At 70.8% G+C, this 26,441-nt stretch carries 29 protein-coding genes and 1 pseudogene; 12 read left to right on the top strand and 18 right to left on the bottom strand.

Annotated elements, in window-relative coordinates; all coding sequences use genetic code 11:
• Positions 1-78 precede the first annotated feature (78 nt).
• Positions 79-534, top strand: coding sequence for a hypothetical protein (locus Ahu01nite_RS40650; protein ID WP_203842087.1), 456 nt, complete (start codon positions 79-81; stop codon positions 532-534).
• Positions 513-1,553, top strand: coding sequence for a hypothetical protein (locus Ahu01nite_RS40645; protein WP_203842086.1), 1,041 nt, complete (start codon positions 513-515; stop codon positions 1,551-1,553). The genes Ahu01nite_RS40650 and Ahu01nite_RS40645 overlap by 22 nt, the downstream gene beginning before the upstream one ends.
• Positions 1,554-1,822: 269 nt before the next feature.
• Here the strand turns inward: Ahu01nite_RS40645 and Ahu01nite_RS40640 are convergent, their stop codons facing one another.
• The 4 genes from Ahu01nite_RS40640 to Ahu01nite_RS40625 all read right to left on the bottom strand — a co-directional run bounded on the left by Ahu01nite_RS40640 (position 1,823) and on the right by Ahu01nite_RS40625 (position 5,505).
• Positions 1,823-2,218 carry a hypothetical protein gene (locus tag Ahu01nite_RS40640; protein WP_203842085.1) on the bottom strand — a complete coding sequence of 132 codons (396 nt, stop codon included), beginning with the start codon at positions 2,216-2,218 and terminating at the stop codon, positions 1,823-1,825.
• A gap of 53 nt (positions 2,219-2,271) precedes the next feature.
• Positions 2,272-3,183: a VHL beta domain-containing protein gene (locus Ahu01nite_RS40635; protein ID WP_203842084.1), complete on the bottom strand. Its 912-nt coding sequence runs from the start codon at positions 3,181-3,183 to the stop codon at positions 2,272-2,274.
• 60 nt (positions 3,184-3,243) lie between these two features.
• Positions 3,244-4,353, bottom strand: coding sequence for a glycoside hydrolase family 26 protein (locus Ahu01nite_RS40630; RefSeq protein WP_203842083.1), 1,110 nt, complete (start codon positions 4,351-4,353; stop codon positions 3,244-3,246).
• Between the two features lie 123 nt (positions 4,354-4,476).
• Complete coding sequence (locus Ahu01nite_RS40625; protein ID WP_203842082.1) at positions 4,477-5,505, bottom strand: LLM class flavin-dependent oxidoreductase; 1,029 nt, start codon at positions 5,503-5,505, stop codon at positions 4,477-4,479.
• Between the two features lie 70 nt (positions 5,506-5,575).
• On the opposite strand from Ahu01nite_RS40625, the gene Ahu01nite_RS40620 reads away from it, so the two are divergent.
• Complete coding sequence (locus tag Ahu01nite_RS40620; RefSeq protein WP_203842081.1) at positions 5,576-6,169, top strand: MarR family winged helix-turn-helix transcriptional regulator; 594 nt, start codon at positions 5,576-5,578, stop codon at positions 6,167-6,169.
• Here the strand turns inward: Ahu01nite_RS40620 and Ahu01nite_RS40615 are convergent.
• The 3 genes from Ahu01nite_RS40615 to Ahu01nite_RS40605 all read right to left on the bottom strand — a co-directional run bounded on the left by Ahu01nite_RS40615 (position 6,112) and on the right by Ahu01nite_RS40605 (position 8,102).
• On the bottom strand, positions 6,112-6,684 hold the full coding sequence (locus Ahu01nite_RS40615) for a hypothetical protein (protein ID WP_203842080.1): 573 nt from the start codon (positions 6,682-6,684) through the stop codon (positions 6,112-6,114). The two genes, Ahu01nite_RS40620 and Ahu01nite_RS40615, sit on opposite strands and share 58 nt — an antisense overlap.
• Before the next feature lie 167 nt (positions 6,685-6,851).
• On the bottom strand, positions 6,852-7,055 hold the full coding sequence (locus Ahu01nite_RS40610) for a cold-shock protein (protein ID WP_203842079.1): 204 nt from the start codon (positions 7,053-7,055) through the stop codon (positions 6,852-6,854).
• Positions 7,056-7,241: 186 nt separating this feature from the next.
• On the bottom strand, positions 7,242-8,102 hold the full coding sequence (locus Ahu01nite_RS40605; protein ID WP_239159526.1) for a L,D-transpeptidase: 861 nt from the start codon (positions 8,100-8,102) through the stop codon (positions 7,242-7,244).
• A gap of 205 nt (positions 8,103-8,307) precedes the next feature.
• On the opposite strand from Ahu01nite_RS40605, the gene Ahu01nite_RS40600 reads away from it, so the two are divergent.
• Positions 8,308-9,501: a PP2C family protein-serine/threonine phosphatase gene (locus Ahu01nite_RS40600; protein WP_203842078.1), complete on the top strand. Its 1,194-nt coding sequence runs from the start codon at positions 8,308-8,310 to the stop codon at positions 9,499-9,501.
• A gap of 64 nt (positions 9,502-9,565) precedes the next feature.
• The gene (locus Ahu01nite_RS40595) at positions 9,566-10,141 is read left to right on the top strand and encodes a hypothetical protein (RefSeq protein ID WP_203842077.1); all 576 of its coding nucleotides are present in this window, start codon (positions 9,566-9,568) and stop codon (positions 10,139-10,141) included.
• Here the strand turns inward: Ahu01nite_RS40595 and Ahu01nite_RS40590 are convergent, their stop codons facing one another.
• Together Ahu01nite_RS40590 and Ahu01nite_RS40585 are read right to left on the bottom strand one after the other, a co-directional pair.
• Positions 10,142-11,932, bottom strand: a complete 1,791-nt coding sequence (locus Ahu01nite_RS40590) for a sensor histidine kinase (protein WP_203842076.1) — start codon at positions 11,930-11,932, stop codon at positions 10,142-10,144.
• Positions 11,932-12,630 (bottom strand): response regulator transcription factor, encoded by a 699-nt coding sequence (locus Ahu01nite_RS40585; protein ID WP_203842075.1) that lies wholly within the window; start codon positions 12,628-12,630, stop codon positions 11,932-11,934. The genes Ahu01nite_RS40590 and Ahu01nite_RS40585 overlap by 1 nt, the downstream gene beginning before the upstream one ends.
• Positions 12,631-12,720: 90 nt before the next feature.
• On the opposite strand from Ahu01nite_RS40585, the gene Ahu01nite_RS40580 reads away from it, so the two are divergent.
• The 3 genes from Ahu01nite_RS40580 to Ahu01nite_RS40570 are packed head-to-tail and all read left to right on the top strand — an operon-like array spanning position 12,721 to position 15,823.
• Positions 12,721-13,932 (top strand): efflux RND transporter periplasmic adaptor subunit, encoded by a 1,212-nt coding sequence (locus Ahu01nite_RS40580; protein ID WP_203842074.1) that lies wholly within the window; start codon positions 12,721-12,723, stop codon positions 13,930-13,932.
• A complete protein-coding gene (locus Ahu01nite_RS40575) occupies positions 13,929-14,621 on the top strand; it encodes an ABC transporter ATP-binding protein (protein WP_203842073.1) in 693 nt (230 codons plus the stop codon). Before Ahu01nite_RS40580 ends, Ahu01nite_RS40575 begins: the two co-directional genes overlap by 4 nt.
• A complete protein-coding gene (locus tag Ahu01nite_RS40570) occupies positions 14,618-15,823 on the top strand; it encodes an ABC transporter permease (RefSeq protein ID WP_203842072.1) in 1,206 nt (401 codons plus the stop codon). Before Ahu01nite_RS40575 ends, Ahu01nite_RS40570 begins: the two co-directional genes overlap by 4 nt.
• 18 nt (positions 15,824-15,841) lie before the next feature.
• Here the strand turns inward: Ahu01nite_RS40570 and Ahu01nite_RS40565 are convergent, their stop codons facing one another.
• Positions 15,842-16,294 (bottom strand): MarR family winged helix-turn-helix transcriptional regulator, encoded by a 453-nt coding sequence (locus Ahu01nite_RS40565; protein WP_203842071.1) that lies wholly within the window; start codon positions 16,292-16,294, stop codon positions 15,842-15,844.
• A gap of 64 nt (positions 16,295-16,358) precedes the next feature.
• On the opposite strand from Ahu01nite_RS40565, the gene Ahu01nite_RS40560 reads away from it, so the two are divergent.
• The gene (locus Ahu01nite_RS40560; RefSeq protein WP_203842070.1) at positions 16,359-17,243 is read left to right on the top strand and encodes a cyclase family protein; all 885 of its coding nucleotides are present in this window, start codon (positions 16,359-16,361) and stop codon (positions 17,241-17,243) included.
• A 57-nt stretch (positions 17,244-17,300) separates the two neighbouring features.
• Here the strand turns inward: Ahu01nite_RS40560 and Ahu01nite_RS40555 are convergent, their stop codons facing one another.
• Together Ahu01nite_RS40555 and Ahu01nite_RS40550 are read right to left on the bottom strand one after the other, a co-directional pair.
• On the bottom strand, positions 17,301-17,873 hold the full coding sequence (locus tag Ahu01nite_RS40555; protein ID WP_203842069.1) for a hypothetical protein: 573 nt from the start codon (positions 17,871-17,873) through the stop codon (positions 17,301-17,303).
• Positions 17,874-17,971: 98 nt separating this feature from the next.
• On the bottom strand, positions 17,972-19,048 hold the full coding sequence (locus tag Ahu01nite_RS40550; RefSeq protein WP_239159525.1) for a spore photoproduct lyase family protein: 1,077 nt from the start codon (positions 19,046-19,048) through the stop codon (positions 17,972-17,974).
• 106 nt (positions 19,049-19,154) lie between these two features.
• On the opposite strand from Ahu01nite_RS40550, the gene Ahu01nite_RS40545 reads away from it, so the two are divergent.
• Positions 19,155-20,519, top strand: coding sequence for an NAD(P)/FAD-dependent oxidoreductase (locus Ahu01nite_RS40545; protein ID WP_203842068.1), 1,365 nt, complete (start codon positions 19,155-19,157; stop codon positions 20,517-20,519).
• Here Ahu01nite_RS40545 and Ahu01nite_RS40540 read toward each other — a convergent pair.
• Positions 20,468-21,193: a helix-turn-helix transcriptional regulator gene (locus Ahu01nite_RS40540; protein WP_203842094.1), complete on the bottom strand. Its 726-nt coding sequence runs from the start codon at positions 21,191-21,193 to the stop codon at positions 20,468-20,470. The genes Ahu01nite_RS40545 and Ahu01nite_RS40540 overlap by 52 nt on opposite strands.
• A gap of 58 nt (positions 21,194-21,251) precedes the next feature.
• On the opposite strand from Ahu01nite_RS40540, the pseudogene Ahu01nite_RS40535 reads away from it, so the two are divergent.
• Positions 21,252-21,745: pseudogene (locus Ahu01nite_RS40535) on the top strand (HAD family hydrolase).
• Here Ahu01nite_RS40535 and Ahu01nite_RS50920 read toward each other — a convergent pair.
• Positions 21,710-21,937 (bottom strand): Rossmann-fold NAD(P)-binding domain-containing protein, encoded by a 228-nt coding sequence (locus Ahu01nite_RS50920; protein WP_239159524.1) that lies wholly within the window; start codon positions 21,935-21,937, stop codon positions 21,710-21,712. The pseudogene Ahu01nite_RS40535 and the gene Ahu01nite_RS50920 sit on opposite strands and share 36 nt — an antisense overlap.
• A 166-nt stretch (positions 21,938-22,103) precedes the next feature.
• Complete coding sequence (locus tag Ahu01nite_RS50915; RefSeq protein WP_239159523.1) at positions 22,104-22,532, bottom strand: SDR family NAD(P)-dependent oxidoreductase; 429 nt, start codon at positions 22,530-22,532, stop codon at positions 22,104-22,106.
• A 166-nt stretch (positions 22,533-22,698) separates the two neighbouring features.
• Between Ahu01nite_RS50915 and Ahu01nite_RS40525 the strand changes: the two genes are divergently transcribed.
• Positions 22,699-23,193: a DUF6624 domain-containing protein gene (locus tag Ahu01nite_RS40525; RefSeq protein ID WP_203842067.1), complete on the top strand. Its 495-nt coding sequence runs from the start codon at positions 22,699-22,701 to the stop codon at positions 23,191-23,193.
• A 1-nt stretch (position 23,194) separates the two neighbouring features.
• On the opposite strand, the gene Ahu01nite_RS40520 is transcribed toward Ahu01nite_RS40525, so the two are convergent.
• Genes Ahu01nite_RS40520 through Ahu01nite_RS40510 form a run of 3 tightly spaced genes read right to left on the bottom strand, consistent with a single transcriptional unit; the run spans position 23,195 to position 26,435 of the window.
• Positions 23,195-24,919 carry an allophanate hydrolase gene (locus tag Ahu01nite_RS40520; RefSeq protein ID WP_203842066.1) on the bottom strand — a complete coding sequence of 575 codons (1,725 nt, stop codon included), beginning with the start codon at positions 24,917-24,919 and terminating at the stop codon, positions 23,195-23,197.
• On the bottom strand, positions 24,916-25,548 hold the full coding sequence (locus Ahu01nite_RS40515) for an urea amidolyase associated protein UAAP2 (protein ID WP_203842065.1): 633 nt from the start codon (positions 25,546-25,548) through the stop codon (positions 24,916-24,918). Before Ahu01nite_RS40515 ends, Ahu01nite_RS40520 begins: the two co-directional genes overlap by 4 nt.
• Positions 25,545-26,435, bottom strand: a complete 891-nt coding sequence (locus tag Ahu01nite_RS40510) for an urea amidolyase associated protein UAAP1 (protein ID WP_239159522.1) — start codon at positions 26,433-26,435, stop codon at positions 25,545-25,547. The genes Ahu01nite_RS40515 and Ahu01nite_RS40510 overlap by 4 nt, the downstream gene beginning before the upstream one ends.
• Between the last annotated feature and the right edge of the window lie 6 nt (positions 26,436-26,441).

The following is a 26,441-nucleotide window of genomic DNA, read 5'->3' as shown; positions in this document are numbered from 1 at the left end:
ATATGTTCGAATGATAGCCCAAGTCGTTCCGGCGGTCGGGCCGCCGGGTAACCGGGAGGGTGCCCTGTGCTGGAACCGGTGGTGGACTCACGCGCGATATCGAGGCTGGCCGAGGCGCTCATCAAGCGGGCCGGAGTGGAGTCTGAGCGTGACCTGTTCCGGGTGCTGGCCCGGGCCTACTTCCGGGATCGGGAGCGGGCGCTCGGCGGTGCGGACGTGCCGTTCACCACGCTCATGCTGGAGGCCGCCCGGATGATCTCGGACCACCTGATCGAGGTTGCGCTGCGACCCGGCGGTCCGGGTTTCAGGGGCCTGGATCTCGGCGGGGCAGGGCTCGATGGGGCAGGGCTCGGCGGGGCAGGGCGGCTGCTGTCGGGGGATGTTCGGGTTCATTCGATCATCGTTGAGGTGCTGACCGGCGCTGGGCGGTGGGCGCCGGGGCGGGCGCTCCGGCTCGCCGACGCGATCGCGGGGCCGGCGTTGTGGGGCGGGGCATTTCAGGGTGGGGCGTTGTGGCTGGACGGCGCGGCGTGAGGTGGTGGGTGGTCCGGATCGTCGGCGGTGCTGGGATCTGCGCCGTTCTCGCGCTGCTGTCCTATGGTGCGGTGCCCTCGCATGCGGCTGCACTGGTGGCGGTCCGGGAGCAGTGTTCGACGCTGCCCGGCGATGCTTTCCGCGACTGCATCACGCCGGTCGTCGACGGTTTGGTCAGCTGGGTCGCTCGGGTCATGATCGTCGGCGTTGCCATGGTGGTGGGGGTTGCCGCGCTGCATCCGTGGTGGATGCTGCGGGGCAGCGATCAGGTGCCGGAGGGACTCGGGGCGGAATTGGCCGGGTTGGCCGGGTTGGCCGGGCCCGGGCGGGAGCCGGCGTGGGTGCTGGCGCCGTATGCGTACACATCGGAGGGCCGGGCTTTCGGGTTGCCCTGGCGGCCCTGTGTGCGGCTCGATGTAGGGCTGGTCATTCTGTTCCGGACCGACCGGGCACGGTTCCGGGCGGTGATCACGCGGGAGCTCGACCGGTTGCGAGACCGGGCCGTTGGCGCGTGGTGTCTTGCGGCCGGAAGCTTGCTCGTGCTGGCTGCGGCGATACCGGCAGCCGGGTGGCCTGGGCCGCGCACGGTGACTGCGATCGACGCGTGCCTGGTCGGGTTCTGGGCCGAGGTGCCACATCTGCAGCCCGCGTTGCTGCGGGATGCGACGGTTGCCTGGGTCGAACGCCGAGGTGCGATCTGGTCGTTCACCGGCGACGGCGCGGCGACGCTCTATCTTGGCTCGGAGACCGTCTCGGCGGTGGCGCACTCAGGCGCGCAGACCATCGGGACGGTCGCATATTCGGGGGCGGGGACCATCCGGTGGCGGCTGGATGCGCGGCACGGCCGGATGGAGCTGGCCGAGCCCGCCGTCACGGCGACGCTGAGCGAGCCGGGCGGGGCTTCCCTGGTCCCGGAGGCCGGGGACTTCGCCCTGCCCGACTCGTACTCCTGCCGCGGCAACACCACCACCACGCCGACCGAACTGACCACGATCACCCTACGGCGAATCGGACCATGACCATCGCTCCCAACGCCCCGCCCGCCCACCATGCCCGCCCACGCCCATCATGCTTGGCCACGCCAGCCGGGCCCGGCCATACAACCGGGCTCGGCCACACCAAACGGGTTCAGCCACACCAACCCGGCTCGGCTCCAGCAACCGGCTCGGTCGCGCCAAACGGCCTGGCTCACACCAACCGGCCTGGCTCACACCAAGCGGGCTCGGCTCCAGCAACCGGCTCGGCCACACCAATCGGCCTGGCTCACACCAAGCGGGCTCGGTGAGGCCTAGGAGGAGAGGTACCACATGAACAGCGTCATGAGTCCGCCCACGATCAGGACGTCCGCAGCCAGGACCGCGGCCAGGACCGCGGCCAGGCGCAGCTGGGGAGCGGCTGCCCACTTTCCTTGGTAGAGCCGGACCGCGGCGAACGGGGACAGTGCCAGCAGGACCGCGGCCAGTGCGAAGGGGACGGAGTAGAGCATGTTCGTGTTCGAGCACGAGTCACTCATGCACAGGAACGAGGCGAAGGCCAGGAACACGAAGTACAGCGCGGGCAGTGCGGCGATGAGCGCGGTGACGCACAGGACTGCTGTTGCTCCTCCGGAGCGGGGAAGCCAGGCCGATCGTTGCGGACGGGTGATCGGTGGTGCTGTGAGATCGTTCGTCGGAGTTGTGGACATATAGATGATCATGTCAGGTCGGGTGGAGGGCGGTACGGGTGGGCGGGCGGGGGTCAGCGGATGATGGCTCGGCAGGGGTGGGTTGTCGGCTGGAAGACTGCGATCGCCTCGGCGTTGTCGGTGCGGGCGGCGACCCAGAAGTGGCCGACGTAGGTTTTCTGGGTGTAGGTGTCGCCGGGCTTCAGGGTTGCGTACTCGACACGTTTGCCGTCGGTGTCCAGCCACGAGATGCTCACGGTGCCGGCGGTGGTGTTCACGAACGCGACCTTGGTTTCCGGGCCGTCCTTCGCGAAACGCAGTGATGCCTCGGCGCTTCCGGGCAGCGCCCGCAACTCCGGCCAGGATGCGACATCGTCACTGGCCGAGGAATCTGACGAGCCGGTTCCGGATGGCGTGGGGTCCGACGGCGTGGGGTCGGACGACGCGGGATCGGAGGCTGCCGGGTCGGAGGCTGTCGGGTCGGCGGGCGCGGGGGCCGGGGGTGCGGGGGCCGGGGCGGACGAGGCTGTGGCCGCGGCTGCGGGGGTTTGGCCCGCTGTTTTGTCGTGGTGCCAGAGGCTGACGATCACTACCGCGGCGCCGATGAAGAGCAGGGCGCTCAGTCCGATGACGATGCCCGTGAGGCTGCGGTTGCCGGGGACATTGCCGGGCCCGCGGGGAGCATCGAGGGAGCCGGGGTGCTGGGTCCCGAGGTGCTCGGCGCCGAAACTCTGCGTGCCGGCGAGCTGAGGGGCGGGGTGGTGAGCGCCGAAACTCTGAGCGCCAAGGTGCTCGGCGCCGAAACCCTGCGTGCCGGCGAGCTGAGGGGCCGGGTGGTGAGCGCCGAAACTCTGAGCGCCGAGACTCTGGGGGCCGAGAGTCTGGGTGGCGGGGGGCGGGGAGTTGGGGTCGTGCATTGGGGGGTCGAAGGGGTCTACCGGGGGTGCGAGGGGGTGCTGGTACGCGTTGGAGGGCTGATCTGTCACGGGGCAACCGTATTGACAGGCTTTCGTGGCAATGATGCCGGGGGCGGGGCTGCGGCCGGGTTAGCCCTGGAAGTGGGAGTTCGCGGCCATTCGGCGGTAGGCCGCGAGGGACGCTGTGGTGCTGTCTATGCGGAAGTTGGTGTCGTTGTGGGTGTCGGTGTCGAACCAGACTATGGCGCTGAGTTCGGGGGTGCGGCGGGCGTAGGCGGCCAGGTCGTCGGTCCAGTCGGCCTTGGTGGTGCCGCCGAAGTCGATGGCGGCGGTTTCGGTGACGATGATGGGCTTCTTCGCGCCGTAGGCGTTCACGATGGGGTTGAACAGGGTGGCCGGGGATTCCTTGTAGAAGTTGTAGCCGGAGACGCCGACCCAGTCCACATAGTCGTCGCCGGGGTAGTAGCGCTGCATTTTGTTCCAGGCGTCGCCGGGGCTGGAGTTCCAGTTCGGGCTCCAGACCCAGGAGACGTTGTCAGCGCCCTCGTCGGCGAAGATGCCGTGGATGCGGCGCCACGCGGAGACGTACCCGTCGGCGTTTTTGCCGTTGCTCGCGCCGCCCCACTCGAACCAGTCGCCGTTCATCTCCCAGGCCCAGCGGACGAGGAGGGGTTTGCCCTGGGCGGCGAGGTTGCGGGCTGCGGCGGCGATGAGCTTGTCCGAGGCGCCGCCGTTGATTTTGTTCCAGGCAACGCCGTGCCAGGAGATCATGAGCGTGCTGCTGGACGGGACGTTGGAGCGGGTGCGTGGCATTGCCTCGTCCCACGCCCAGAACTGGTGGACGATCCGCTGGTCGCGGCCGAGTTGGGAGCGGCGCAATGCCAGGCTCTCGCTCGCTGACCGGCCGCTGAGGCTGAGGTACGCGCCGAGCATGACCTTGCCGGTGGCCGGCGACACCGGACCGCCCCGGCCGGTGTCGCGGGCGACCTTGGCGTTCTTGGACGCGGTGGCCGAGGCGGACGCGGACGCCGACGGGGAGGCGGTGACGGTGGCCGCGGGGCCGAGGCTGCTCACCGCCGACGCGGAGGCCGCCGGGGATGCCGGCGGCGCGAGCGATGCGGACGGTGAGCCCGCCGGGGTGGGCAACGCGGACGTCTCGGGCGATTGGCGCGAACAGGCCGCCGGGAGGGCGGCCACGGCGGCCAGCGTGAGCAAACTGCGACGCGACACCCGCGACATGCGGTGCACCCTCTTCCCTAGGCAACAGCGACGGACGCTACCGCCCTGAGCAGCGCAAACCCAACCCTGGCGGCCTCACTGAGAGCAAAGCGCCGGACTTCTGCCCGGGAGTCCGAAAGAAAATCACGCCAGCATGTCGCGGACCATGGGCATCACCTTGGAGCCGTAGAGCTCGACGGCGTGCATGCGGGCGCTGACCGGCTGTGCACCGGCCGTGTAGACGAGGTCGAAGCGGCCGACGCCCAGGGACTTCACCGCCGCGGCGATGCGGCGGGCCACGGTCTCGGGGCTGCCGACGTACATGGAGCCGTCCTTGACCTCGGCGTCGAACTCCGCGCGGCGCAGCGGGGGCCAGCCGCGCAGGGCGCCGATCCGGTCACGCATCACCTTGTACGTCGGGTAGTACAGCTCGCGGGCCTGCTCGTCGGTGTCGGCGATGAAGCCGGGCGAGTGCATGCCGACGGGGTGGGCGAGCGTGCCGAGCTGGTCAGCGGCACGCCGGTAGAGGTCGACGTACGGGGCGAAGCGTTCCGGGGCTCCGCCGATGATGGCGAGCATGAGGGGCAGTCCGTAGCGAGCGGTACGCACCACCGACTGCGGCGACCCGCCGACGCCGACCCACGTGTCTAGCCGGCCGGATTCGGTCTTCGGGAACACGTCGGCGTCGGTCAGCGCGGCTCGGGTGGTGCCGTCCCACGTGACGGGTTTCTCGTCGAGCAGCTTCACGAACAGGTCGAGCTTCTCCTCGAACAGGACGTCGTAGTCGCTCATGTCGTACCCGAAGAGGGGGAAGGATTCGGTGAACGAGCCGCGGCCGAGGATCGCCTGCGCGCGGCCGCCCGAGATGGCGTCGACGGTCGCGAAGCGCTGGAAAACCCGGACCGGGTCGTCGGAGCTGAGGACGGTCACGCCGGAGGCGAGCTTGATCCGGCTGGTACGCGCGGCGATGCCGGCAAGCACCGTCTCCGGGGTCGAGATCGAGTATTCGGGGCGGTGGTGCTCCCCCAGCGCGATCACGTCGACACCGAGCTCGTCGGCGAGCACGGCCTCGTCGATGACCTGCCGGATCGCGGCGGCGTGGCTCAGCGGCACCCCGGAGTCGTCATCCGGGACGTCGCCGAACGTGTCGAGACCCATCACGAGGTCGGTCATGGCACTGTCCTCCAGTAATTGACGTGTCAGCTATACGATCGACATGTCAAACAGAGAAGGGTGGATTCTTATGCCCGGTTCCCGGCGCCGTCTGCCGACCCGTGACGAGCTGCGGACATGGCGCGACTTTCTGGAGGCCACCGAGGCCCTGCGCTCGGTGGTGGCCACGCGTCTGCAGAGCGATACGGGGTTGTCGCCGGGCGATTACGGCGTACTCCTGGCATTGAGCGAGGCCCCGGAGACCCGGATGCGGTCGTCGGAGCTGGCCACGACGGTCGGGTGGGAGCGCAGCAGGCTGTCGCACCACCTCGGGCGGATGGAACGGCGAGGGTTGATCCGCCGGGAGAAGACGCCCGCCGACAGCCGGGGTGCGGAGATCAGCCTGGCGGCCGCGGGTGCGGAGGCGTTCCACGCGGCGACGGTGCCGCACCTGCGGGCGGTACGGGAGCTGTTCGTCGACGCCCTCACGCCGGAACAGCTCGCCGCAGCGGGAGAGATAGCCGCGGCCCTTCGGGAGCAACTGCCGCCGCAAAAGCGCGAGCAGCTCCCGGCGCAAAAGCGGGAGCAGCTCCCGGCGCAAGAGCGCGACCAGCTGCCCAGGAGCGGTCAGCGGGCGCAGAAACCGGCCAGCTCCACCGCGTCCGAGGAGCCGATCCACTCATAGGTGCCCCGCAGCAGGTCGGCGCGTTGCGCGACGGTGCTGACCGTGGCGGTCAACTCCCCCCACGGCATCGAGACGTGCACCATCGTGCGCTCGATGTCGGGCGGGAGGGACGGCATGGCGCGCAACAGCAAGCCGACCGTCGAGATGTCCTCCACGCGGCCGGTCAGGGGGACCAGGCGACGCCCGTCGGCGGTCTGGATCTGCGCGGTGCCGACGGCGGGCAGCGCGCCCGAGCGCCGGGGTGCCGAGCGACGCTGAACGATGTCCGTCGGCGCGTCGCCGATCACCCGGAACTGGTCGTCGCGCAGCTCACCCTCGACCCAGGTCAGCCCGGCGGTGGTGACGAGTTCGAGGATGCCGAACCTGCGTACGCCGGGGCCGTCGAGGCTCAGCACGGGAATGGGCGGCAGCTCGGCGATGAAGTCGGCCCGCACCTCGGCCAGGGTGACGAGTACGCGGTCCTGCGTACCGGGGCAGCGCAGGGTGAGACTGCTCCCCGCAGGCACGGTGATCACCAGCCGGACATTACCGGCTACCCTCGGCCCCCACCTGGGAAAACGCGGACAAGGAGACGGCCGATCTCCCCTGGGAGATCACGCGCAGAACGCGGATCTCGACCTGGGGCGACCGGCCGCCACCACACCCGATGTCCCCGTTGCGGGGGTCACTGGGCTGTTTTACATCAGAGCGGGCGAATGTTCTCCGCCTGGAGGCCCTTGGCGCCCTGGGCGACGTCGAACTCGACGCGCTGGTTCTCCTCGAGGCTCCGGAAACCGGAGGACTGGATGGCGGAGAAGTGCGCGAACACGTCAGAGCCCCCGTCGTCCTGGGTGATGAAGCCGAAGCCCTTGTCGCCGTTGAACCACTTTACGGTGCCTGTAGCCATAACCTTCTCCTGCCAACTGGTGGCTTCCGCACTGTGCGGAACCCGCGCTGCTGTCCGGGGAACCCTGAAAGCGACGAAACACCGATAGCCCGGCGGGTTGAGTAACCCACCAGGCGTTGAGAACGTCTAAGGAAACCAAAACTGCAACGGGCCCAAGCTAGCACACCGTCGTCCCCGACGACACGGTCAGTTGATGATGTGTACGACGACACCGGGCTTGACCTGCCGCAACACGGTTCGCTGGGCGGCGGGTGACATGCGGATGCACCCGTTCGAGGTGCTGCGGCCCAGGGCCGACGGGCGGTACCAGGCGTGGATCGCGGTGTGGCCGTCGCGCAGGCTGGGTGCCAGCGCCCCGGGGTTCTCCGGGATCGAGCCGAGAACAAGAGCATCGAGCTGCGCGTACGCCGCCCCGTCCGTCCCGGTCCGGCCCAGCACGAACGTACGGCCGAGGGGTGTCGGTGTGTTCTCGGTACCCGTGGCGACCTTCCACTCCCCCTGTTTCGCACCGTCCCGCAGCCAGGTCAGGCGGTGGGTGCTGAGTTTCATGATCAGCTGATCGCGCAGCGTCGCCGGGGTCCAGCCGCCGTCGGGGATCCAGCCGACGCGCCGGTTGAGCGTGGGCAGCAGAACTCCGACCCAGCCGTTGGCGCGTTCCACGATCGGGACGACCACCGGCATCCCGCTGATCTTCGGCGGCAGCACGGCCCGGGGCCGCCCGCCCTCGGCGTCATAGACGACCAGGTTCCGATGCGGGCTGAGTCCCTCGAGGACCATCCTCACCGACGTCGACGCGCGGTCCGCGGGGAAGCCTGCGGCGGCACCCCAGTAGTCGATCTTCGGCAGCCCGGCGGGGGCGGGGGCGGCCCGCAGCGGCGGGACCGTCCGCACCAGGGCGGCCTGCGGGGGCACAACGGGATCGGCCTGCGCCATGACGCCGTCACGGCCGGCTGCCCGGTTGATGGCCAGGGCTCCCGCACCGATGATGAGCACGAAGGCGACCAGGCCACCGCAGGCGGCGACCCGCGCTCGGGGAAAATCGGGCACGCCACCACGCTAATGGACAAAAGTGCCCACCGGCCACCATATTGACGGGTGACGACGGTTCATTTCGCGTTCCGTTCACCGTCTGGTTCACTCGGGAACCAAGCCGGTTCGCTGCCGGAGGATTCGGTCCGCAGCCGGGCCGGTTCGCTGCCGGAAGAGTTCCGGTCTACCGCCCAGCCGGTTCACTGCCGGAGGAGGAGGTCCCGTGAGCACTCTTGCGGCACTCCGGCAACTGATCCGGCAGGGCTACCAGGCCCGCCCCGAGGATCTTTCCGCCATGGCCATGCAGGCGGCCGGCCTGCTCGGTGTCACCGCACTGGTCATCTACGTCGTCGATCACCGGCAACGGGGGCTGCTGCCGCTGCCCGGCGACCGGGAGCCGCAACCGGAGCCCGTCGCCGTCGACGGCACCGTCGCGGGCCGCGCGTACACCACGGGGAGGCCACAGGTCGTCGAGGTCGACCACGGCGGTCACGTGGTGTGGATCCCGCTGCTGGACGGCAGCGAGCGGATGGGTGTCCTGCAGGTCGTCACCGGTGGCCCGCTGGACGAGCAGGCGGTTGACGACTACGCGACCGTTGCCGCGCTGGTCGGTGAGCTGGTGGTGACGTGCGACCTCTACAGCGACACGATCGAGCGGCTGCGCCGGCGCGAGCCGATGCGGCTGGCCGCCGAGATGCTGCGGGCCCAGCTGCCCCCGCTGACGTTCGCGACGAGCCGCGTCGTGATCGCCGGCATCCTCGAGCCGTGTTACGACGTCGGCGGCGACGCCTTCGACTACGCGGTCAACGAGGACACCGCCCACCTGGCGCTGTTCGACGCCGTCGGGCACGGCTCCGCCGGGGGTATGCGCGCGGTGATCCTGGCTTCGATCGCGCTGGCCGCGTACCGGAATGCTCGCCGGGGTGGTCTGGATCTGACCGCGACCTACCACCACCTCGACGATGCCGTCCGTGACCACGACCGCACCGGCATGATCACCGCGGTGCTCGCCGAGCTCGACCAGGACACCGGCATCCTGCGGGTCATCTCGGCCGGGCACCCCAGCGGCATCGTGCTGCGTGGCGGCCGGGTCGTCACCGTCCTGCCGACCCCCACCGCGCTGCCCGTGACCCTCGGTGACCGCCGGCCGCCGGTGGTGATCCAGGAAGCGCTCGAACCCGGCGATCAGGTGCTGCTCTACACCGACGGCATCACCGAGGCCCGCGGCAAGGACGGCGACCCGTTCGGCGTCGACCGGCTGATCGACTTCGCCACCCGCGCCGTGGCCGACGACCTGCCCGCTGCCGAGACCGCGCGCCGGCTCGTGCACGCCATCCTCGAGTACCAGCAGGACTGTCTGCAGGACGACGCCACCATCCTGCTGCTGCAGTGGCAGGGCGATCTGACAAAGTCCTAACTTCTCGCCGGAAGGCTTTCCGACGGGCCTGGGAACGTCCCGGGCCGGACAGGGAGCAACCGCAATGCGCAGGAGTCACATACTGGTAGCCGCGATTGCGCTGACCGCGCTGACGGCGTGCGGATCGTCGACACAGGCCGACGCCCCGCCCAAGGTCGCCACGCTCGTCAGCGCCGTCCCCGCGGCGAGCCCCTCGCCCACCTCGGAGCGGCCCCGGCACCGCCTCGACGAGACCGACGAGGAGTACGAGGCGCTGTTCACGCCGCTGTACAAGTGCCTCGAGGAACACGGCGTCGACAACCCCAGCAACAACACCGTGACTCTCAAGAAAGCCAGTGACGCGGCGCACCAGCCCGCGACGTCCAAGGGGGACACGACCGCGGTGGCGGCGTTCCGATACTGCGAACCGCTGTACGCACCACTGCCGCCGTGGGAGAAGGACCCGGCCAACCCGGAGGCCCGCGACTTCAACCTCGCCGTGATGAAGTGCCTCAAGGCCAAGGGCGTCAAGCACCTCGAACCGACCGAGGACGGCCTCAGCTATTCGCTCGGCGGGAGCCAGGACGACGAGGCCTCGATCGTCGAGGCCATGAGACTCGAGCCGGACTGCGAGCGCGAAGCGGCCGCCGCGAAGAAGTAGCTAGAGCGGCAGAGTCACAGTGAAGAGCGTGCCGTGGCCCGGTTCGCTCTCGACGTCGATGGTGCCGCCGTGGGCTTCGGTGATCTTGCGGGCGATGGCCAGGCCGAGGCCGCTGCCGCCGGTGGCTCTGCTGCGGGACTCGTCGGCGCGCCAGAAGCGGTCGAAGATCTTCGGGAGGTTCTCGGGGGCGATGCCGATGCCGGTGTCGCGTACGGTGATCGTCCCATGATGGGACGCGACCGTGACCGTGCCGCCGGGTGGGGTGTGGCGGATCGCGTTCGACACGAGGTTGCCGATCAGCTGGCGCACGCGCACGGCGTCGGCGGGCAGGATCGGGTCGCCGCGCACCAGGGAGACCAGCGAGACCCCCGCCGCGTGTGCCGTGCCCCGGTGGCTGTCCACCACCTGCGTGAGGACGTCGCGGATCGGCGTCGGCTCGGCGTGGATCCGCAGGGTGCCCGCGTCCGCGGCGGCCAGGTCGCTCAGGTCGTCGATGATGTGCTGCAGGAGCAGGGCCTCCTCGTGCAGCAGGCCGAGCAGCTGGGCGTCGGTCGGGGCGAGGTCGTCCTGGGCGGCCTCGAGCCAGCTGCGGATGTTGGTCAGCGGGGTACGCAGCTCGTGCGCCACATCGCTGACCATCGCCCGCCGCTGGGCCTCCGCGCGGTCCCGGCGGCTCGCCGAGTCGTTGAGGGCGCGGGCGAGCCGGCCGATCTCGTCGTGCGTCGATACCGGGGCGGTGGTCTGCCCGTCGGCGGCCACGGTGAGCGCGCGCAGCGGCCGGACCAGGCGGCGGCCGGCGAGGACCGTGGCGAGGATGGTGGCGAGCAGGACGGCGCCGGTCACCCCGATGACCCGGGTCCGGTTCTCGCCGGACAGGGTGAACGTGGTCTGGTCGGTGCCGGTGGCCGGGTTGGTCACGAACAGCAGTGCGGGCGGGGCCACGTACGGCCGGAGCTGGGCCTGCCGCGACTTCTCCACGCAGCCGCTGACCCGGCCGGTGGCGCCTGCGTCCATCAGTTCCCGCGCCGCGGCCACCTGGGTTCTCGGCAGGTCGCGCTCGGGGACCTTGTACATGTACGTGGTGAAGTCGGGCCGGACCCCCACCCCCACCTCGTTCTGCACGCCGAGGCAGCGCGCCACCGACCGCCCGAGCGTGACCAGCGCCTTGTCCTCGGACTTGGTGGTGGCTTCGGCGAGTTCCTGCCGGCATCGGGAGGCCTCACCCGCGGGGTCCGGCGTGGTGAGAGTGATCGTGGGACGGCCGCTCGGCAGCCGCTCCACCTTGGCGTCCAGGCCCGTCTTGCGCAGGCAGTTCAGCTCGTCGTCGGCGATCTTGTCCAGCACGGTCCGGTCGGCGGGCGCCACCTTGAACGGCCCGACGACGCGGGCGTCGATGCGCTCGGTGCCCCCGGTCAGGCCGAGGTCCAGGTCGAGCGGGTCGACCTCGGCCGACGGGCGGGCGCTGCGCAGCGACGGGCCGCCGGGGCCGCTGTCGGCGATGACCGCCCGGTCACCGGTCATCAGGGTGATCCGCCGGCCCAGCTTCGCCGCCCGCGCGTCGATCAGCGCCGGGGCGCCGGACCAGTCCGCATGGGTGGCCGCGTAACCGATGAGCATGTCGTAGACGCCCTTGTCGTCGGTGAGCGACTGCCCCCGTTCCTGGGTGATCGCGCGGGTCGCGGTGGTGGTGGCGAGCCAGGCTGTCGCCGCGATGGCCGCCACCGCGATCAGCACCGACGTCACCAGCAGCCGCGTCACCAGGCTGTGCCGCAACGGCACCCGCTTGGGCATCAGGACAGGCCGTTGGTGAGCCGGTAGCCGACGCCGAAGACGGTGAGCAGCTGGGCGGGGCGCTGCGGGTCGATCTCGATCTTCCGGCGCAGGTTCATCACGTGTACGTCGATCGTGCGCTCGGTGGAGCTGCGATCGATCCCGCGCGTGTGGTGCAGCAGCTGCGCCCGGGTGAAGACGCGCTCCGGCTGCTCGGCCATGGCGGCCAGGATCGCGAACTCACCCCGGGTGCATTCCACGGGTACGCCGTCCACGGTCACCTGGTGCCGGGTGGGGTCGAGACCGATCCGCCCGATCCGGCGTACGCCGGGCACGGCCTGCCCGGGTGCCCCGCGCGACGCCCGCCGCAGCAGGGTCCGGACCCGGGCCATCAGCTCGCGCGGGCTGTACGGCTTGGTCAGGTAGTCGTCGGCGCCGAGCTCCAGCCCGAGCAGCAGGTCCTCCTCGCTGGTCCGCGCGGTCAGCATCAGCACCAGCACGTCCGACTCCGCCCGCAGCGTCCGGCACACGTGCAGCCCGTCGAGCTTCGGCATCATCACGTCCAGCACCACGAGGTCGGGGCGCAGCAGGCGGGCCTGGTCGAGGGCCTCCCGCCCGTCGTGCACCACGACGGCCGTGTGACCGTCGGCGGTCAGGTAGCGGCGCACCACCTCGGCCTGGCGGGGATCGTCATCGGCTACCAGGACCTGAGCACCCATGGCGGCGATGATAGGCCCGCCCCGCCCGCGCGAGATCATTCCCGGCGTTACCTGACATCTTTCTAACGAGTCCCGGCCACTCTCGTCGGCATGCCTCCGTTGCCAGACGCCGTCACCGAGCTCATCCCGATCGTCACCGAACCGCCCCCGCGGCGGCGGCGCCGGTTCGCCCGGTGGCTGATCGCGGGTCTCGTCGTGGTGGCGCTGGCGGTCGGGGCGGTCGTGCTCGTGAGCCGCCACCGGGCCGCCACGGCACCACAGCCGGAGCAGACCGTCGCGGCCTCGACGGCGCAGCTCGAACGCAAGGACCTGTCCACGACGATGTCGCTGCCGGGGACCCTCGGTTACGGCACGCCACGCCCGCTCGCCGGGCACAAGGAGGCCACGGTGACGTGGCTGCCGCAGATCGGCGCCACGATCAAGCGGGGCAAGCAGCTGTTCCGCGCCGACGACCGGCCGGTGACGCTGTTCTACGGCAGCATGCCGCTCTACCGCGACATCACCGGCACGAACCTCGTCGGCCGCGACGTGAAGATCATCGCCACGAACCTGTCAGCCCTCGGCTACTCGATCGGCCACCAGCCGTCGGAGGGCTCCTGGGTCTCCGTGCCCCAGCCCGCGGCGGCCACCCCGCCGAGTACGCCGCCTACTCCGCCGCCCACCAAGCCGGTGGAGGTGAAGGATGGCGAGGGCGTGCTGACCGCGGCGTTGAAGAACGCGATCAAGAGCTGGCAGGACGACGCGGGCCTGCCGCGGACCGGGACGATAACGGTCGGTGACGTCGAGGTGCTCAGCGGCGCGGTCCGGGTCGATGCCGTGGCCGTGCAGCCCGGCTCCCCGGCGAACGCGGACCTGATGTCGGTGACCCCGACCCGCAAGGTGATCACGGTGGACGCGCAGCTGACCGAGGCCGGCTCGATCAAGCAGGGCGCGAAGGTCACGGTGGTCCTGCCCGACGAGAAGACGGTCAAGGCCCGGGTCACCGCCGTCGGCCGGAAACTGGCCGCCGAGGGTGACGCCGGCACCGGCCCGCCGACGCTGACCGTGACGGTCACCGCTGACCAGCCGAAGGACCTCGACAAGCTCGACGCCGCCGACGTGAACGTGACCTTCCCCGGGCGTTCGGCGAAAGGCGTGCTCGCTGCCCCGGTCGAGGCGCTCGTGGCGCTCACCGAGGGTGGCTACGCCGTGCAGGGCCCGGCCGGCCTGATCGCGGTGCAGACCGGCATGTTCGCCGACGGCTGGGTCGAGCTGACCGGCGACGGCCTCACCGAGGGCATGGCCGTGGTGGTCTCCTCATGACCGAAGGACCCGTTCTGGAAGTACGCGACGTGAGCATGATCTATCCCGGCGGTGTCACCGCCCTCGCCGGCGCCACCCTCGACATCGCCGCCGGGGAACTCGTCGCGATCGTCGGCCCGTCCGGCTCGGGCAAGTCGACCCTGCTCAACATCATCGGCACTCTCGACCGGCCGAGCTCTGGCACCGTACGCATCTCCGGCCACGACGTCGCGAAGCTCAGCGACCGGCAGCTGTCCGCCCTGCGCGCCCGCGAGATCGGCTTCGTCTTCCAGCAGTTCCACCTCGCCGACGGGCTCAGCGCCACGGACAACGTCGCCGCCGGCCTGCTCTACGCCGGGGTTCCCCGCCGGCAGCGCCGCGAGCTCGCCCGGCAGTCCCTGGCCCGGGTCGGTCTCGCCCACCGCACCGGCCACCGCCCGCAGCAGCTGTCGGGCGGCGAGAAGCAACGCGTCGCGATCGCGCGGGCGCTGGTCAACGAGCCGTCGCTGGTGCTCGCCGACGAGCCCACCGGAGCGCTCGACACCGCGACCGGGCAGGCCGTGCTGGGGCTCCTGCGCCGGCTCAACGAGGAGGGCACCACCATCGTCCTGATCACCCACGACCGGGACATCGCCGCGTCGCTGCCCCGCCAGATCGAGATCCGCGACGGCCGCCTGGTCCGCGACGGTAAGCCCCTGGTGAACAAGTGAGCGCTCAGGTGCGTACGGTCAGACTGGCGCCCCTGGATCTTCTGGGTCTGGGTCTGATCGGCCTGCGGACCCGGCCGGCGCGGGCGATCCTGTCGGCGCTGGGCATCGCGGTCGGCATCGCGACGATGGTCGTGGTGACCGGCATCCCCGCGTCCAGCCAGGCGAAACTGCTCGAAACCCTCACCGCGCTGGGCACGAACACACTGCAGGCCACGGCCGTGCAGGATCAGGACCCACCGGCTCAACTGCCGGAATCGGCGATGGGAATGGTCCGGCGCATCGGCCCGGTCACGGCGGTGAGCGCGGTCGGCAACACCCACACACGGGTACGCCGCAACGACCGCACCGACGAGACCGACGGCAGCGGGCTGACCGTCCTCGCCGGGCAGATCGACCTGCTCCCCGCGATCAACGCGCGGGTCCGCTCCGGAAAGTGGCTGAGCCCGGCCACCGCCGCGTTCCCCACCGTCGTGCTCGGCTCGGTCGCCGCCACCCGCCTCGGCATCACCGAGGTCACCGGCCGGACCCCCGGCCCCCAGGTGATGATCGCGGACCGCCTGTTCACCGTGATCGGCATCCTGGCCACCACGCCGCTGTCGCCGGACATCGACCGCTCGGTGCTGGTCGGCTGGGACACGGCCCGCACCGAGCTGCGCTTCGACGGCCATCCGACCGTCCTCTACATCGCGTGCGAGGAGGCGCAGCTCGAGGCCGTACGCGGCGTCCTGGCCGAGACGATCTCCCCGGAACGCCCGGGCCAGGTCGTGGTCACCCGCCCGTCGGACGCGCTCGCCGCCAAACGCGCCACCGAGAGCAGCCTGTCGGTGCTGTTCCTCGCCCTCGCCGGGGTCGCGCTGGTAGTCGGTGGCATCGGAGTGGCCAACACCATGGTCGTCTCCGTGCTCGAACGCCGCTCCGAGATCGGCCTGCGCCGCGCGCTCGGCGCCACCCGAGGGCAGATCCGCGGCCAGTTCCTCACCGAATCGGTCGTCCTCGCCACGATCGGCGGCCTGGCCGGCACACTCCTCGGCCTGCTCGCCACCGTCGGCTACGCGAGCTGGCAGCAGTGGCCGATCGTGATCCCCGCGTCGTCCCTCGTCGCCGGGGTCGCCGGCGCGGTGGCCGTCGGCGTGCTCGCGGGCGTCTACCCCTGCGTGCGCGCCGCTCGCCTGACACCCACCCAGGCCCTCGCCACGGTGTGACACCGGAGCGGCGGCCGCTCAGGCTCCGAGCGCGGCCAGGATGGCGTGCAGGTCACCGTTGAGTCTCCTGTACGACGCCTCGTCGAGCCCTACGGCTTCCGGAGCGAACGCAGCGAGCACATGCGGAGTGACGTCGTCCAGGAGCGCACGGCCGGCCGGCGTGGCGTAGACCGCGGACGGCCGGCCGCGCCCGGCCGGTGGGGTGCGCTCGATCATGCCCTGCTGTTCCATGCCGCGGAGCAGCTCTCCCACCGACTGGGGCGTGGCCATCAACTCACGGGCCAGGACGGCCTGGCTGCGACCGGGCTCCTGGACGAGATGAAGCAGCACGTTGAACTGCTGCGGGGTCAGGCTGTGGGGAGCGAGCGTGGCGATGAAGACCCGCCGCATCGACAGGGCGGTGCGTACCAGCGTGAGGGCCGTGAACGCATCGGGGTCCCCTCCGCTCCAGCCGGGGGGTGTCGTCGTCATGGCAGGAGTGTAAGGTAACTGATAGACCATAAGTTTCCTTATACCCCCGGCGTGAGGTCATGCGATGAAGCAGGATGCCAGCGATGCGTTCCCGAGCAACTGGGGGCGATGGGGTGCTGACGACGAGCTCGGCACCCTGAACCTGATCACCGACGAGGTTCGCGCGAGGGCCGCCGCGGAAGCGCGCACCGGACGGTGGGTGCCCCTGGCGATGCCCACGCAACCGGCATCGATGCTTGGCGGACCGTTCGCCCCTCCGGCGCCGGCGTCCCCGCCGGTGCAGCAGGCCCTGCTCTACACCGGGACCCCGCCCATGGGCATGGCAGAACTGCTCATCCTGAACCCGCACCACCCCGGGCTGACCCACCTCGACGCGCTGGCGCACATGCCGGTCGGCGGGCTCGTCTATCCGGGTCGCCCGCTGACCGAGGCGGTGACCCCGGGCGGTGTCGTGCACGGGTCGACGACGGCCTTCGCCGACGGCGTGGTCACCCGCGGGATCCTGCTCGATCTGGCCCCCGGCAGCCGTCTCCCGTCCGCGCACCCGATCACCGCCGCCGACCTCGACGCCGCGGAGGCCCGCAGCGGGGTGCACGTGGAACCCGGCGACGCCCTGGTGGTCCGCAGTGGATGGACGTTCTCCTGGGACGGAGGGACACCAGCACCCGGCATGACCGTGGACGCCGTCACCTGGATGCGCCGGCATGACGTCTCCCTCTACGCCGGCGACATCAGCGACACGTTCCCGCCCATGGACCCGCAGGTCCCGATGCCACTGCACATGATCGGGCTGACTCAGCTCGGCATGCCGCTGATCGACGGCGTCCAGGTCGAGGAGCTGGCCGCGGTCTGCGCCGAGCTCGGCCGTTACGCCTTCCTGCTCACCGTCGCGCCACCTCGGCTGCGCGGCGCCACCGGTGTGCCGGTGAACCCCCTGGCGATCTTCTAGTATCGCGCCGGCAGGCGGCCGGACCAGCCGGGTTCCGGCCGCAGCACCGGTGCGGGGTCACTTCTTGGCGGCTACCTCGCGCTCGCAGTCGGGCGCGAGATCCATGCCCTTGCTGATCGACGCGGCATCGTTCTGGTCGCCGCCGAGCGCGTAGCTGAGGCCGTCATCGGCGACCTCGACATACTTGACGCCCTTTTCCTTCAGGCACTTCACCACGGCGACCGCGAAGTCCCGGGCCTCCGGATTCGCCGGGTCCTTCTCCCACGGCGGCAACGGGAAGTACTGCGGCTCGCAGATCTTGCTCGCCGCCGTCAACTTCTCCTCCTCGGCCGAGGTCGCGGGCCGGGCCCCTGCGTCCTGGGCCAGCTTCCGCTTCTCCATCGTGTCGACGCCGTGCTCCTTCATGCACTTGTTGTACGGCGCGAGCAGGGCCTCGTACTCCTCGCTCGTGGTGTCGAGGCGTTCCCGGGGCCGCTGCGACGTGGGCGACGGCTTCGCCGAGGGGGCAGCGCTGACGAGGGTGGCGACCTTGGCATCGTTCTTGACAGGGGCATCGGCCTGCTCCGACGATCCGCACCCCGTCAACGCCGCCACCGCGATCGCTGCTACCAGTACGTGACTCCTGCGCATGCCATTGCCTCCCGGTCGGGTCCGGCCCGGGACACTCCCGGGCCGGCGGCCAGCCTCTCGACCGGAAGTCAGAATCGTGTGAGGTTCGGGCGCTGAATTCAGGTCCAGTAGAGGATGCGGCAGGACGGGATGCGGGTGGCCAGTTCCTGCTCGAACCAGGTACGCAGGGCGGTCATGGTCGCGCGCGGGTAGACGTACTTCACTGCTCCGAACTTGCCGTGTTTGCGGTCCCGGCTGGTCTCGTCCATCTCCAGCTGGGTGAAGGGGTACCAGCCGGTCAGGACCTCTTTGCTGCCGGGCGTGAACCGGTGGGTGATCAGCTCGGCGGTCAGGTCGAGGCCGGGCACGTCGCGCACCGAGCGGGCCACCTCGTCGAGGAGCAGGCCGTAGTGCTCCTGCCAGTCCGGTAGCGCCATGATCGGCGCGATCGTCAGGCCGACCGGGTAGCCCGCGAGGGCGAGGCGGCGCAGGGCGGCGAGCCGGTCCTCCAGGCGTACGGTGCCGCCTTCGAATCTTGTCGTCACCGGGAGGCAGTTGACGCTGAAACGGACCCGGGTGCGGCCCGCGTGCGGCAGCGCGAGGAAGTCGTCGACTCCGGCGAATTTGGTGGTCCAGCGCAGCTGCACGTTCTCGTCCCACGCACCGAAGAACTCGACGGCGCGCTGCCAGCTGCCGGTGAGGTGGTCCAGGGCGAGCGGGTCGGTGTAGCAGGACGCCTCAAAGGTGGTGCCTTCCCCGGGGCGGCGTCTCGCGGTTCCGGCGTACGCCGTGAGCCCTTGCAGGATGTCGTCGAGGTCGGCGTACACCCTGGTCACGGGTGGTCCGCTCAGGGACCCCGCCAGATAGCAGTACTGGCAGTGGGCCGGGCATCCCTCCGCGAGGTCGACCCGCCAGTCCGCGCTCGGCGCGATCGGCTGCAGGGTGCGGCGTGACGGCGGGCTGACCACGATTGCGAGCGTCGACTTCGCCCGGGCGTACGTCTCGCGCTCCGTGTCACCGCGCACACCGGTCAGCCTGTTCCCACGCAGCCGTTCGACCTCGAGTCCCCGCTCGGCGAGCCGCTGCATGATCCGCAACCCGTGCGGGTGGTCGTACGCCGCCGGTGTCGCCACCACCCGCCGCGGCAGCCATCGCCGTCCCGGACCGGCCGCATGTGCTGTTTCCGTCAGGTCCATGCCGGCGGAATACCCCTGGTCAGCGCGATATCACCGGCGCCTGTCACGTTTCGGGAGGCTACGCGGTCCTGTATGTGGGACCACCGAAACACAGGGAGCGTGTGACATGACGGAGAACCACCGGCACCGGGTCGTCATCATCGGGGCGGGCTTCGGGGGTCTCAACGCCGCCCGGGCGCTGCGGAAGGCACCGGTCGACGTCACGGTGATCAACGCGACCAACCACCACATCTTCGAGCCGCTGATCTACCAGGTCGCCGCCGGTGTCCTCTCCCCCGGCGAGGTCGCCGTCCCGATCCGCGAGGCGCTCAGGCACCAGAAGAACATCGAGGTGCTCGTCGGCTGGGCCACCGACATCGACGCCGAGGGGCGTACGGTCACCGCGGCCGGGCCCGACGGCACCCGCTACCAGGTGCCCTACGACACCCTGGTGCTGGCGGCGGGCGCGACCCAGTCCTACTTCGGCCACGACGGGTACGGCCAGTGGGCCCCGAGCCTGAAGACCATGGACGACGCCCTCGAGATCCGCGCCCGCATCTTCGGAGCGTTCGAGGAGGCCGAGCTCGCGACCGACCCCCGGCAGGTCCAGCGTCTGCTGACGTTCGTGATCGTCGGCGCCGGGCCGACGGGCGTGGAGATGGCCGGGCAGATCGCCGAGATCGCCCACCGGACCCTGCCCGGCCGCTACCGCCGCATCGACCCGCGTACGGCCCGCGTCGTGCTCCTCGACGCCGCCGACCGGGTCCTGCCGACCTTCGACGCACGCCTGTCGCAACGCGTAGTCACGAAGCTTCGCAGCATCGGTGTCGAGGTCCGCCTCGGCGAGAAGGTCGTCGACCTCGACGAGACCGGGGTCAAGGTGGAATCCGCCCAGGGCACCGACCGGATCGAGGCCCTGACCAAGATCTGGGCCGCGGGCGTCGCCGGCACCACCCTGGCCCGGCGGCTGGCCACCTCGGTCGGAGCCGAGACCGACCGCGCCGGGCGCATCCTCGTCGGCCCCGGCCTCACCGTCCCCGGCCACCCGGAGATCTTCGTGCTGGGCGAGGCCATGAGCCTGCGCGACCTGCCCGGCGTCGCCCAGGTCGCGATGCAGGGCGGCACGTACGCCGGCCGCACCATCGCCCGCCGCCTCGCCGGCCGGTCCACCGCCAAGCCGTTCTCCTACTTCGACAAGGGCAACATGGCGGCGGTGTCCCGCTTCTACGCCATCGCCGACCTGGGGCCCGTACGCCTGACCGGGCTGATCGGCTGGCTCGGCTGGCTCGCCGTCCACCTCTACTACCTGCCGCGCATGCGTAACCGCGTGACGGTCCTGCTGCGCTGGGCGGTCAGCTTCCTCGGCCGCGGCCGCCCGGAAGCCGTCATCACCTCCCAGCAGGTCCTGGCCCGCGACGCCCTGCGGCACGCCCCGGCCGCTCAGCGCGAGGTCGCCGCCCCGACGACGGAAAGCAGCTCCAGCCTGTCGTAGCTCTCACTGCCCGGCGTCGCCGTGTAGACGACCAGCGACTGCGACTGATCCGGGTCGACCAGCATCTGACAGTGCAACTCCAGCAGCCCGACCTGCGGGTGCAGGAGCCGCTTCGGCGCGCAGTACGGCCCGGACACCGGATGCCCACGCCACAGCCCGGCGAACTCCGGACTGCGCGCCAGCAGGGCCTCCGCCAGCTCGGCGGCCTGAGAACCAGACCCATCCCGGGTGTACGCCGCATGCTGGACACTGTCATCACCGAGCAACGCCACCGCGAGCCGCGTCTGCCGCAACGTCTCCCCCACATGACTGACCACCTGCGCCGCGGCCCCGTCGAGCCCGTCCATGATCCGCATCATCCCCGGATTGACGTGATCGGCGCGCCGCCCCCGCTGCGGCACCGCGTACCCGCCGAGCTGGAACAGATGGTCGCGTTCCTCCAGCGACAACCGCAGCCCCCGGGCCAGCGCAGCCAGCATCTGCTCCGACGGGTGCGGGCCGCGCTTCTGCTCCAGCCGGTTGTAGTAGTCGATCGACATGTCCGACAGCACCGCGACCTCTTCGCGACGCAACCCACCGGTGCGACGCCGCTGCCCACGCGGCAGCCCGACATCCTCCGGCTGCAACGCCTCCCGCCGACTACGCAGAAACTCCGCAAGCCTGGCCCGGTCCATTCTGGTCACGCCTCCTTTCGTCCGCTGACCGCCGAGACCTCCAGGTCAGGCTCGGCGCATGATCCGCGCGGTGGTGTTCGACGTCGGTGAGTGCCTGATCGACGAGACCCGGGAGTACGGCACCTGGGCCGACTGGCTGGGCGTGCCGCGGCACACGTTCTCCGCGATGTTCGGAGCAGTGCGGCCGGCTTCTGGGTCGGCATCGCCGGCAATCAGACGGTTCGGGCGGGCGGCCTGTTGAGGTCCTTGGATCTCCCCTCCGACTTTATCGCGACCTCGGACGACTGGGGTGTCTCGAAACCGGATCCGGGCTTCTTCGAGGCGTTGGCAAGGGAAGTGCCGGCCGCTCCGGAGGAGACGCTGTACGTGGGTGACCGCTTGGACAACGACATCCGGCCGGCGGCTCTGGCGGGCTTCAGGACAGCGCTGATCCGGCGGGGACCGTGGGCGACCATCCAGCAGGACGACGCCGACTCCGCCAGGCTACCGACGCTGCGGATCGACTCCCTCGTAGAGCTACCTGATCGGATCGCCGCGTTGCCATTCTCCTGACGTGGTGCCGCTCAGTTTCTCCAGGACGTCCCAGAGCCGTTTCTGGTCGGCGGGTTGCCGGGCGGACGGGTAGATCTTCAGCTCGGTCGGGGCGCCGGTGAACTGGCCGAGGCCGTCGGGGCCGTAGAGGCGGCCGCCGTGGGCTTCGGGGCTTGTTGCGGCGTAGAGGACGGGCAGGACGCCGCGGTCCACGGTCTGGGCGAGGATGCCCCAGCCCGCGGCTTGCTGCGCCGGTCAAGCTCCAGAGCAAAGATCAAATTCCCGAGCTTGGATTGACCGTACGCCCGGACCGGCCCATATTTCCCGTCGCCCTGCAGATCGTCGTAGTCGATCCGCCCCTGCCGCGCCGCGCTGCTCGTCAGCGTGGTGACCCGCGCGTGCCCGGCCCGCGCAACGGCAGCAACCGCCCGGTGAGCGCGAAGTGACCGATAACGTTCGTCCCGAACTGGAGCTCGAACCCGTCGCTGGTCGTGTGCCGCACGGGCGGCGCCATCACCCCGGCGTTGTTGACGAGGATGTCGATCGGCCGGCCCTCGCGGTTCATCGTCTCCGCGAACCCGGCCACCGACTCGAGCGACGCCAGATCGAGCGTCTCCAACCGGATCCGCGCCCCGGGGACCTGCGACCTCAGCCGCTCAGCGGCCGCCGCGCCCTTCGCCGGGTTGCGAACCGGAAGCACCAGCTCGGCACCGGCCTGCGCCAGCCGCCCCGCCAGCGCGAACCCGACGCCGTCACTGCCGCCGGTCACCACCACGAGCTTCTGCCGCAGATCCTGCACTTGTTCCACAGCTGCTCCTCGATGAGGGGTATTTCCTCAAAGAGTCGCGCTGCGGAACGGCCGTAACCATGCTCTGGCAATACATGCCTGCTCTATAAGTATTCGCGATAGTCGCACGCCTACCCGCGCACAGGGTGTCGCCGTTCACCAACCATGTGTTACCTACGGTGTGGGCATGGTGAATGACGCGCTCGCGCAGGAACTGATCGACATGACCGACGAGGACCGGCGGCTGCAGCCCGGCGCCCTCAGTGATGACTTCGCCGCGCAGCTGGCCCATCGGCGGATCACCGTACGCAACGGCGATCGGCTCGCCGGGATCCTCGACGAACACGGGTGGCCCACCGGGGAACTCGTCGGCCAGGAGGCAGCACGCCGGGCGTGGCTGGTGGCGCAGCACGCGGACCGGCAGCTGGACCTGCAACGCCGGGTGCTGACCCTGATGACCGAAGCGGTCCGGGCCGGCAAGGCCGACACCGCGCAGCTGGCCATGCTGCAGGACCGGCTCCTGATCAACGAGGGCCGGCCCCAGATCTACGGCACCCAGATCGCCGGCGTCGTCGACGGCGCCCCCGTCCCGTGGCCGTGCGAGGACCCCGGGACCATGGACCAGCGGCGGGCCGAAGTCGGTCTCGACCCGTTCGCCGTCCACGTGGCCCGGCATGCCTGAGCTATCGGCCCGCCAGATAGGCGGGCCAGCTGCCCGCGGCGCTGATGTCCTCGGCGCCCTCGGTGGCGACGGTTTCGCACAGGAAGCCGGTCACCGCGGTGCCGTCGGAGAGCTCGACGGTGCCGATGGCCATCGGGGCGGGTAGCGCGGCGACGAACGCCCCGAACGCCGCGGCGGGCAGCGACCACAGCTCCCCGGTGACGGAAGTGCCGCCGTCGGCGACGCGGACCAGTCCCGGTTTCGGCGGTGTGGTGGCAAGAGCGAACATCCGATACCCCTCAGTGGTACGCACACCGCGCACCAGCCGTCCCCCCACGCTCGTCAGCTGGTGGTTGAGCGGCTGTCCACTCAGGTGCGCCCCGAAAACGGCGAGCTCGACCGCCGGATAGCGCAACGCGTCCGAGATGAGGGTGGCGAAGTCGGCCAGCCGCTCGTCGTCGAACGCCGCGCCGGTGAGCATCAACCCGAACGGCAGGCCGTTGACGGTCCCCGCCGGGAGGGCGACGGCGCTGAGGTCGAGCAGGTTGGCGTAATTGGTGAAGCGGCCGAGCGCGGCGTTCGCCCCGATCGGGTCGGCGGCCACCTCGGCGAGCGTCGGGTGGCCGGTCGTGGTCGGGGTGAGGATGGCGTCGTAGCCGGCGAGCAGGTCGCGGGCGGCTGCGCGGGCGGTGTCGAGGCGTTCGAGGTCGTCGAAGAGCTGGACCGCGGACGGGTCGCGGCCGGCCAGGACGATGCCGGCGACGGTCGCGTCCAGGCCGGTGCCGACGAGCTCGGGGTGCGCGGCGATGTGCGCGCCCACGGCGGAATAGCGCTCGGCGACGAACGCGCCGCCGTAGAGCAGTTTCGCCGCGTCGAGCAGCGGGGCGATGCTGACTTCGGTCACCTCGACGCCGGGCAGCGTGGCGATGGCCGATGTGAACGCGTCGGCCCAGCCGGGTGCGAGGGTGCCGAGCTCATCGGCCGGGGGTACGGCGATCCGGCGCACGGGCGGCCTGGCCGGCACGGTGAACGGGCGGCTGAGCATGTCCCCCGCGTCCGGGCCGGTCATCAGTGCCACGGCGAGGCGGCCCAGCGACGGCTCGCGGCTGAACACGGTGACGCAGTCGATGCTGCGGCACGCCGGGACGACACCGGTCGCCGGGATGCGGCCGCGGGTGGGCTTGAAGCCCCAGATGCCGTTGAGGGCGGCGGGGACCCGGCCGCTGCCCGCGGTGTCGGTGCCCAGCGCCAGGTCGGCGATGCCGAGCGCCACCGCCACGGCCGATCCCGAGCTGGAGCCGCCGGAGATGCGCGTGAGGTCCCAGGCGTTGCGCACCGCGCCGTGCGGACTCCGGGTGCCGACGAGACCGGTCGCGAACTGGTCGAGGTTCGTCTTGCCGAGCACGATCGCCCCCGCCGCCCGCAGCCGGGCAACAGCCGGAGCATCAACCGCCGGAGAGTACGCGTAACTGGGCGCCCCCGCCGTGGTGTCGAGCCCGGCCACGTCGATGTTGTCCTTCACCGCGAGCAGCATCCCCGCCAGCGGCAGGTGTTCCCCGGCCGCCACCCGCTCGTCGATGAGCGTGGCCTCGGCAGTCAGGTCGGCAGCGGAACGCAGGCTGATCCAGATCTCCGGCCGGTCCGCCGCGGCCAGCAGGGCCAACGCGGCGTCCATCCGATCACGGACGACCGCGCTCACCGAGCCGGCCCCGCTACCGCGGCTGCCCACCCGGTCGGCGGCGGTCATGCAGCCGCCGGGCGGGTGACGATCATGCGGAGGGGGGTGGGGTTGAAGTCGTTGCAGGGGTTGTTGATCTGGGGGCAGTTGGAGACGACGACGAGGACGTCGCGGTCGGCGCGGAGGGCTACTCGTTTGCCGGGGGCGCTCATGCCGTCGACGATGCCGAGGGCGCCGTCGGGTTCGACGGGGACGTTCATGAAGAAGTTGAGGTTCGAGACCAGGTCGCGGGCGCCGAGGCCGTGGCGGGCGCCCTCGCGGAGGAAGTTCTCGCGGCAGGCGTGCTGGGAGTGGGTGTGGTGGCCGTATCGCAGGGTGTTGCTCTCCTTGCTGCACGCGCCGCCGATCGTGTCCTGCCGGTCGACCTCGTTGCCGACCACGGTCATGAGCGGCCGGCCGGAGCCTGACCGCAGCACGGTGCCCGTACGCACATAGGCGTTGCGCTGGAAAGCGATCGTCTGCTGCGCGTCGTAGCGCTCGACAGTGTCCACGGCGTCGTAGATGAGGGTGTCCGCGGACTGGTTGCCGCCGACGTCCACGATCGTGAGGACGTCACCCGCGTGCACGATCCCGGACCAGGCGGCCCGCTCGGCGACGTGCGCGTCGAGGATCGGCTCGCCGTCAACCAGCGCGGTCATGACAGTTCTCCCGTCGAGGTCAGGTAGTCGAGGGTGTTCAGGTATGCGCGTTCACGCTCGGGGGAGGCGTTCCAGAACTGATCGCCGGCGTTCGTCGGCGCGGAAGCCCATGCGTGAACGCGCAACGGCGTGACGTGGTAGCCGGGCCGGGGATCGATCGGGTGTGGCACGTTGGCCACGAGCACGATCAGCGGCATCTCGGCGACCAGGTCCACGTGTCTGCCCGCGCCCGCCGAGCCGGTGAAGTCGAGGGAGCCGTCCGGGGCGACGCGCACGCCCTGGAAGAACGAGACGCTCGGGGGCAGGTCCCGTTCACCGAGGCCGTGTTTGAGCGCCGCGAGCAGGAACAGTTCGCGACCGGCGGGGGTGGCCGACTCGGGAAGCCAGGCGCCGTAACGCGAACGGGCGAGCTCGGGGCTGCTCGTGCCGCAGAACGCGTCGTGGTGACCGGATGAGTCCTCGACCACCGTGGCGAGGACCCGGCCGTCGCCGCTGAGCAACGGGTGGCCCGTGCCGACGTACGCCTGCCAGGGGATCTTCTGGGTGTCCGCGATGTTGAGCCGTTCGGCGGGTTCGCGGGCGTTGTAGAGCAGCACATGCGCGCACGCGTCGCCCGCCGGGTCCTCGAAACGGATCCGGGCACCACGCGGCAGCAACCGGTGCGTGTAGCCGCCGCCGGCCACGGTTTCGGCCCACAGCAGGCTTTCCGGCGCCACTCCCGGCGGGCAGTAGGGCGAGGTAGAGGCCGGCACGTAGGGCATCGCTTCAGCAACCTCGCCGGCCCGGGCCCGCGCATCGGCCCGCGCGGCGAGCACGGAATCCGTGGTGTGAGAGGCGCGAGCGTCAGACACGGGGTCGGTGGTGTGGGCGGCATGAACCTCAGTCACGAGGGG

It is taken from the genome of Winogradskya humida (assembly GCF_016862215.1).
In the GTDB taxonomy this organism is placed as follows: Bacteria; Actinomycetota; Actinomycetes; order Mycobacteriales; family Micromonosporaceae; genus Actinoplanes; species Actinoplanes humidus.
This window is presented reverse-complemented; position numbering and strand designations above follow the sequence as displayed.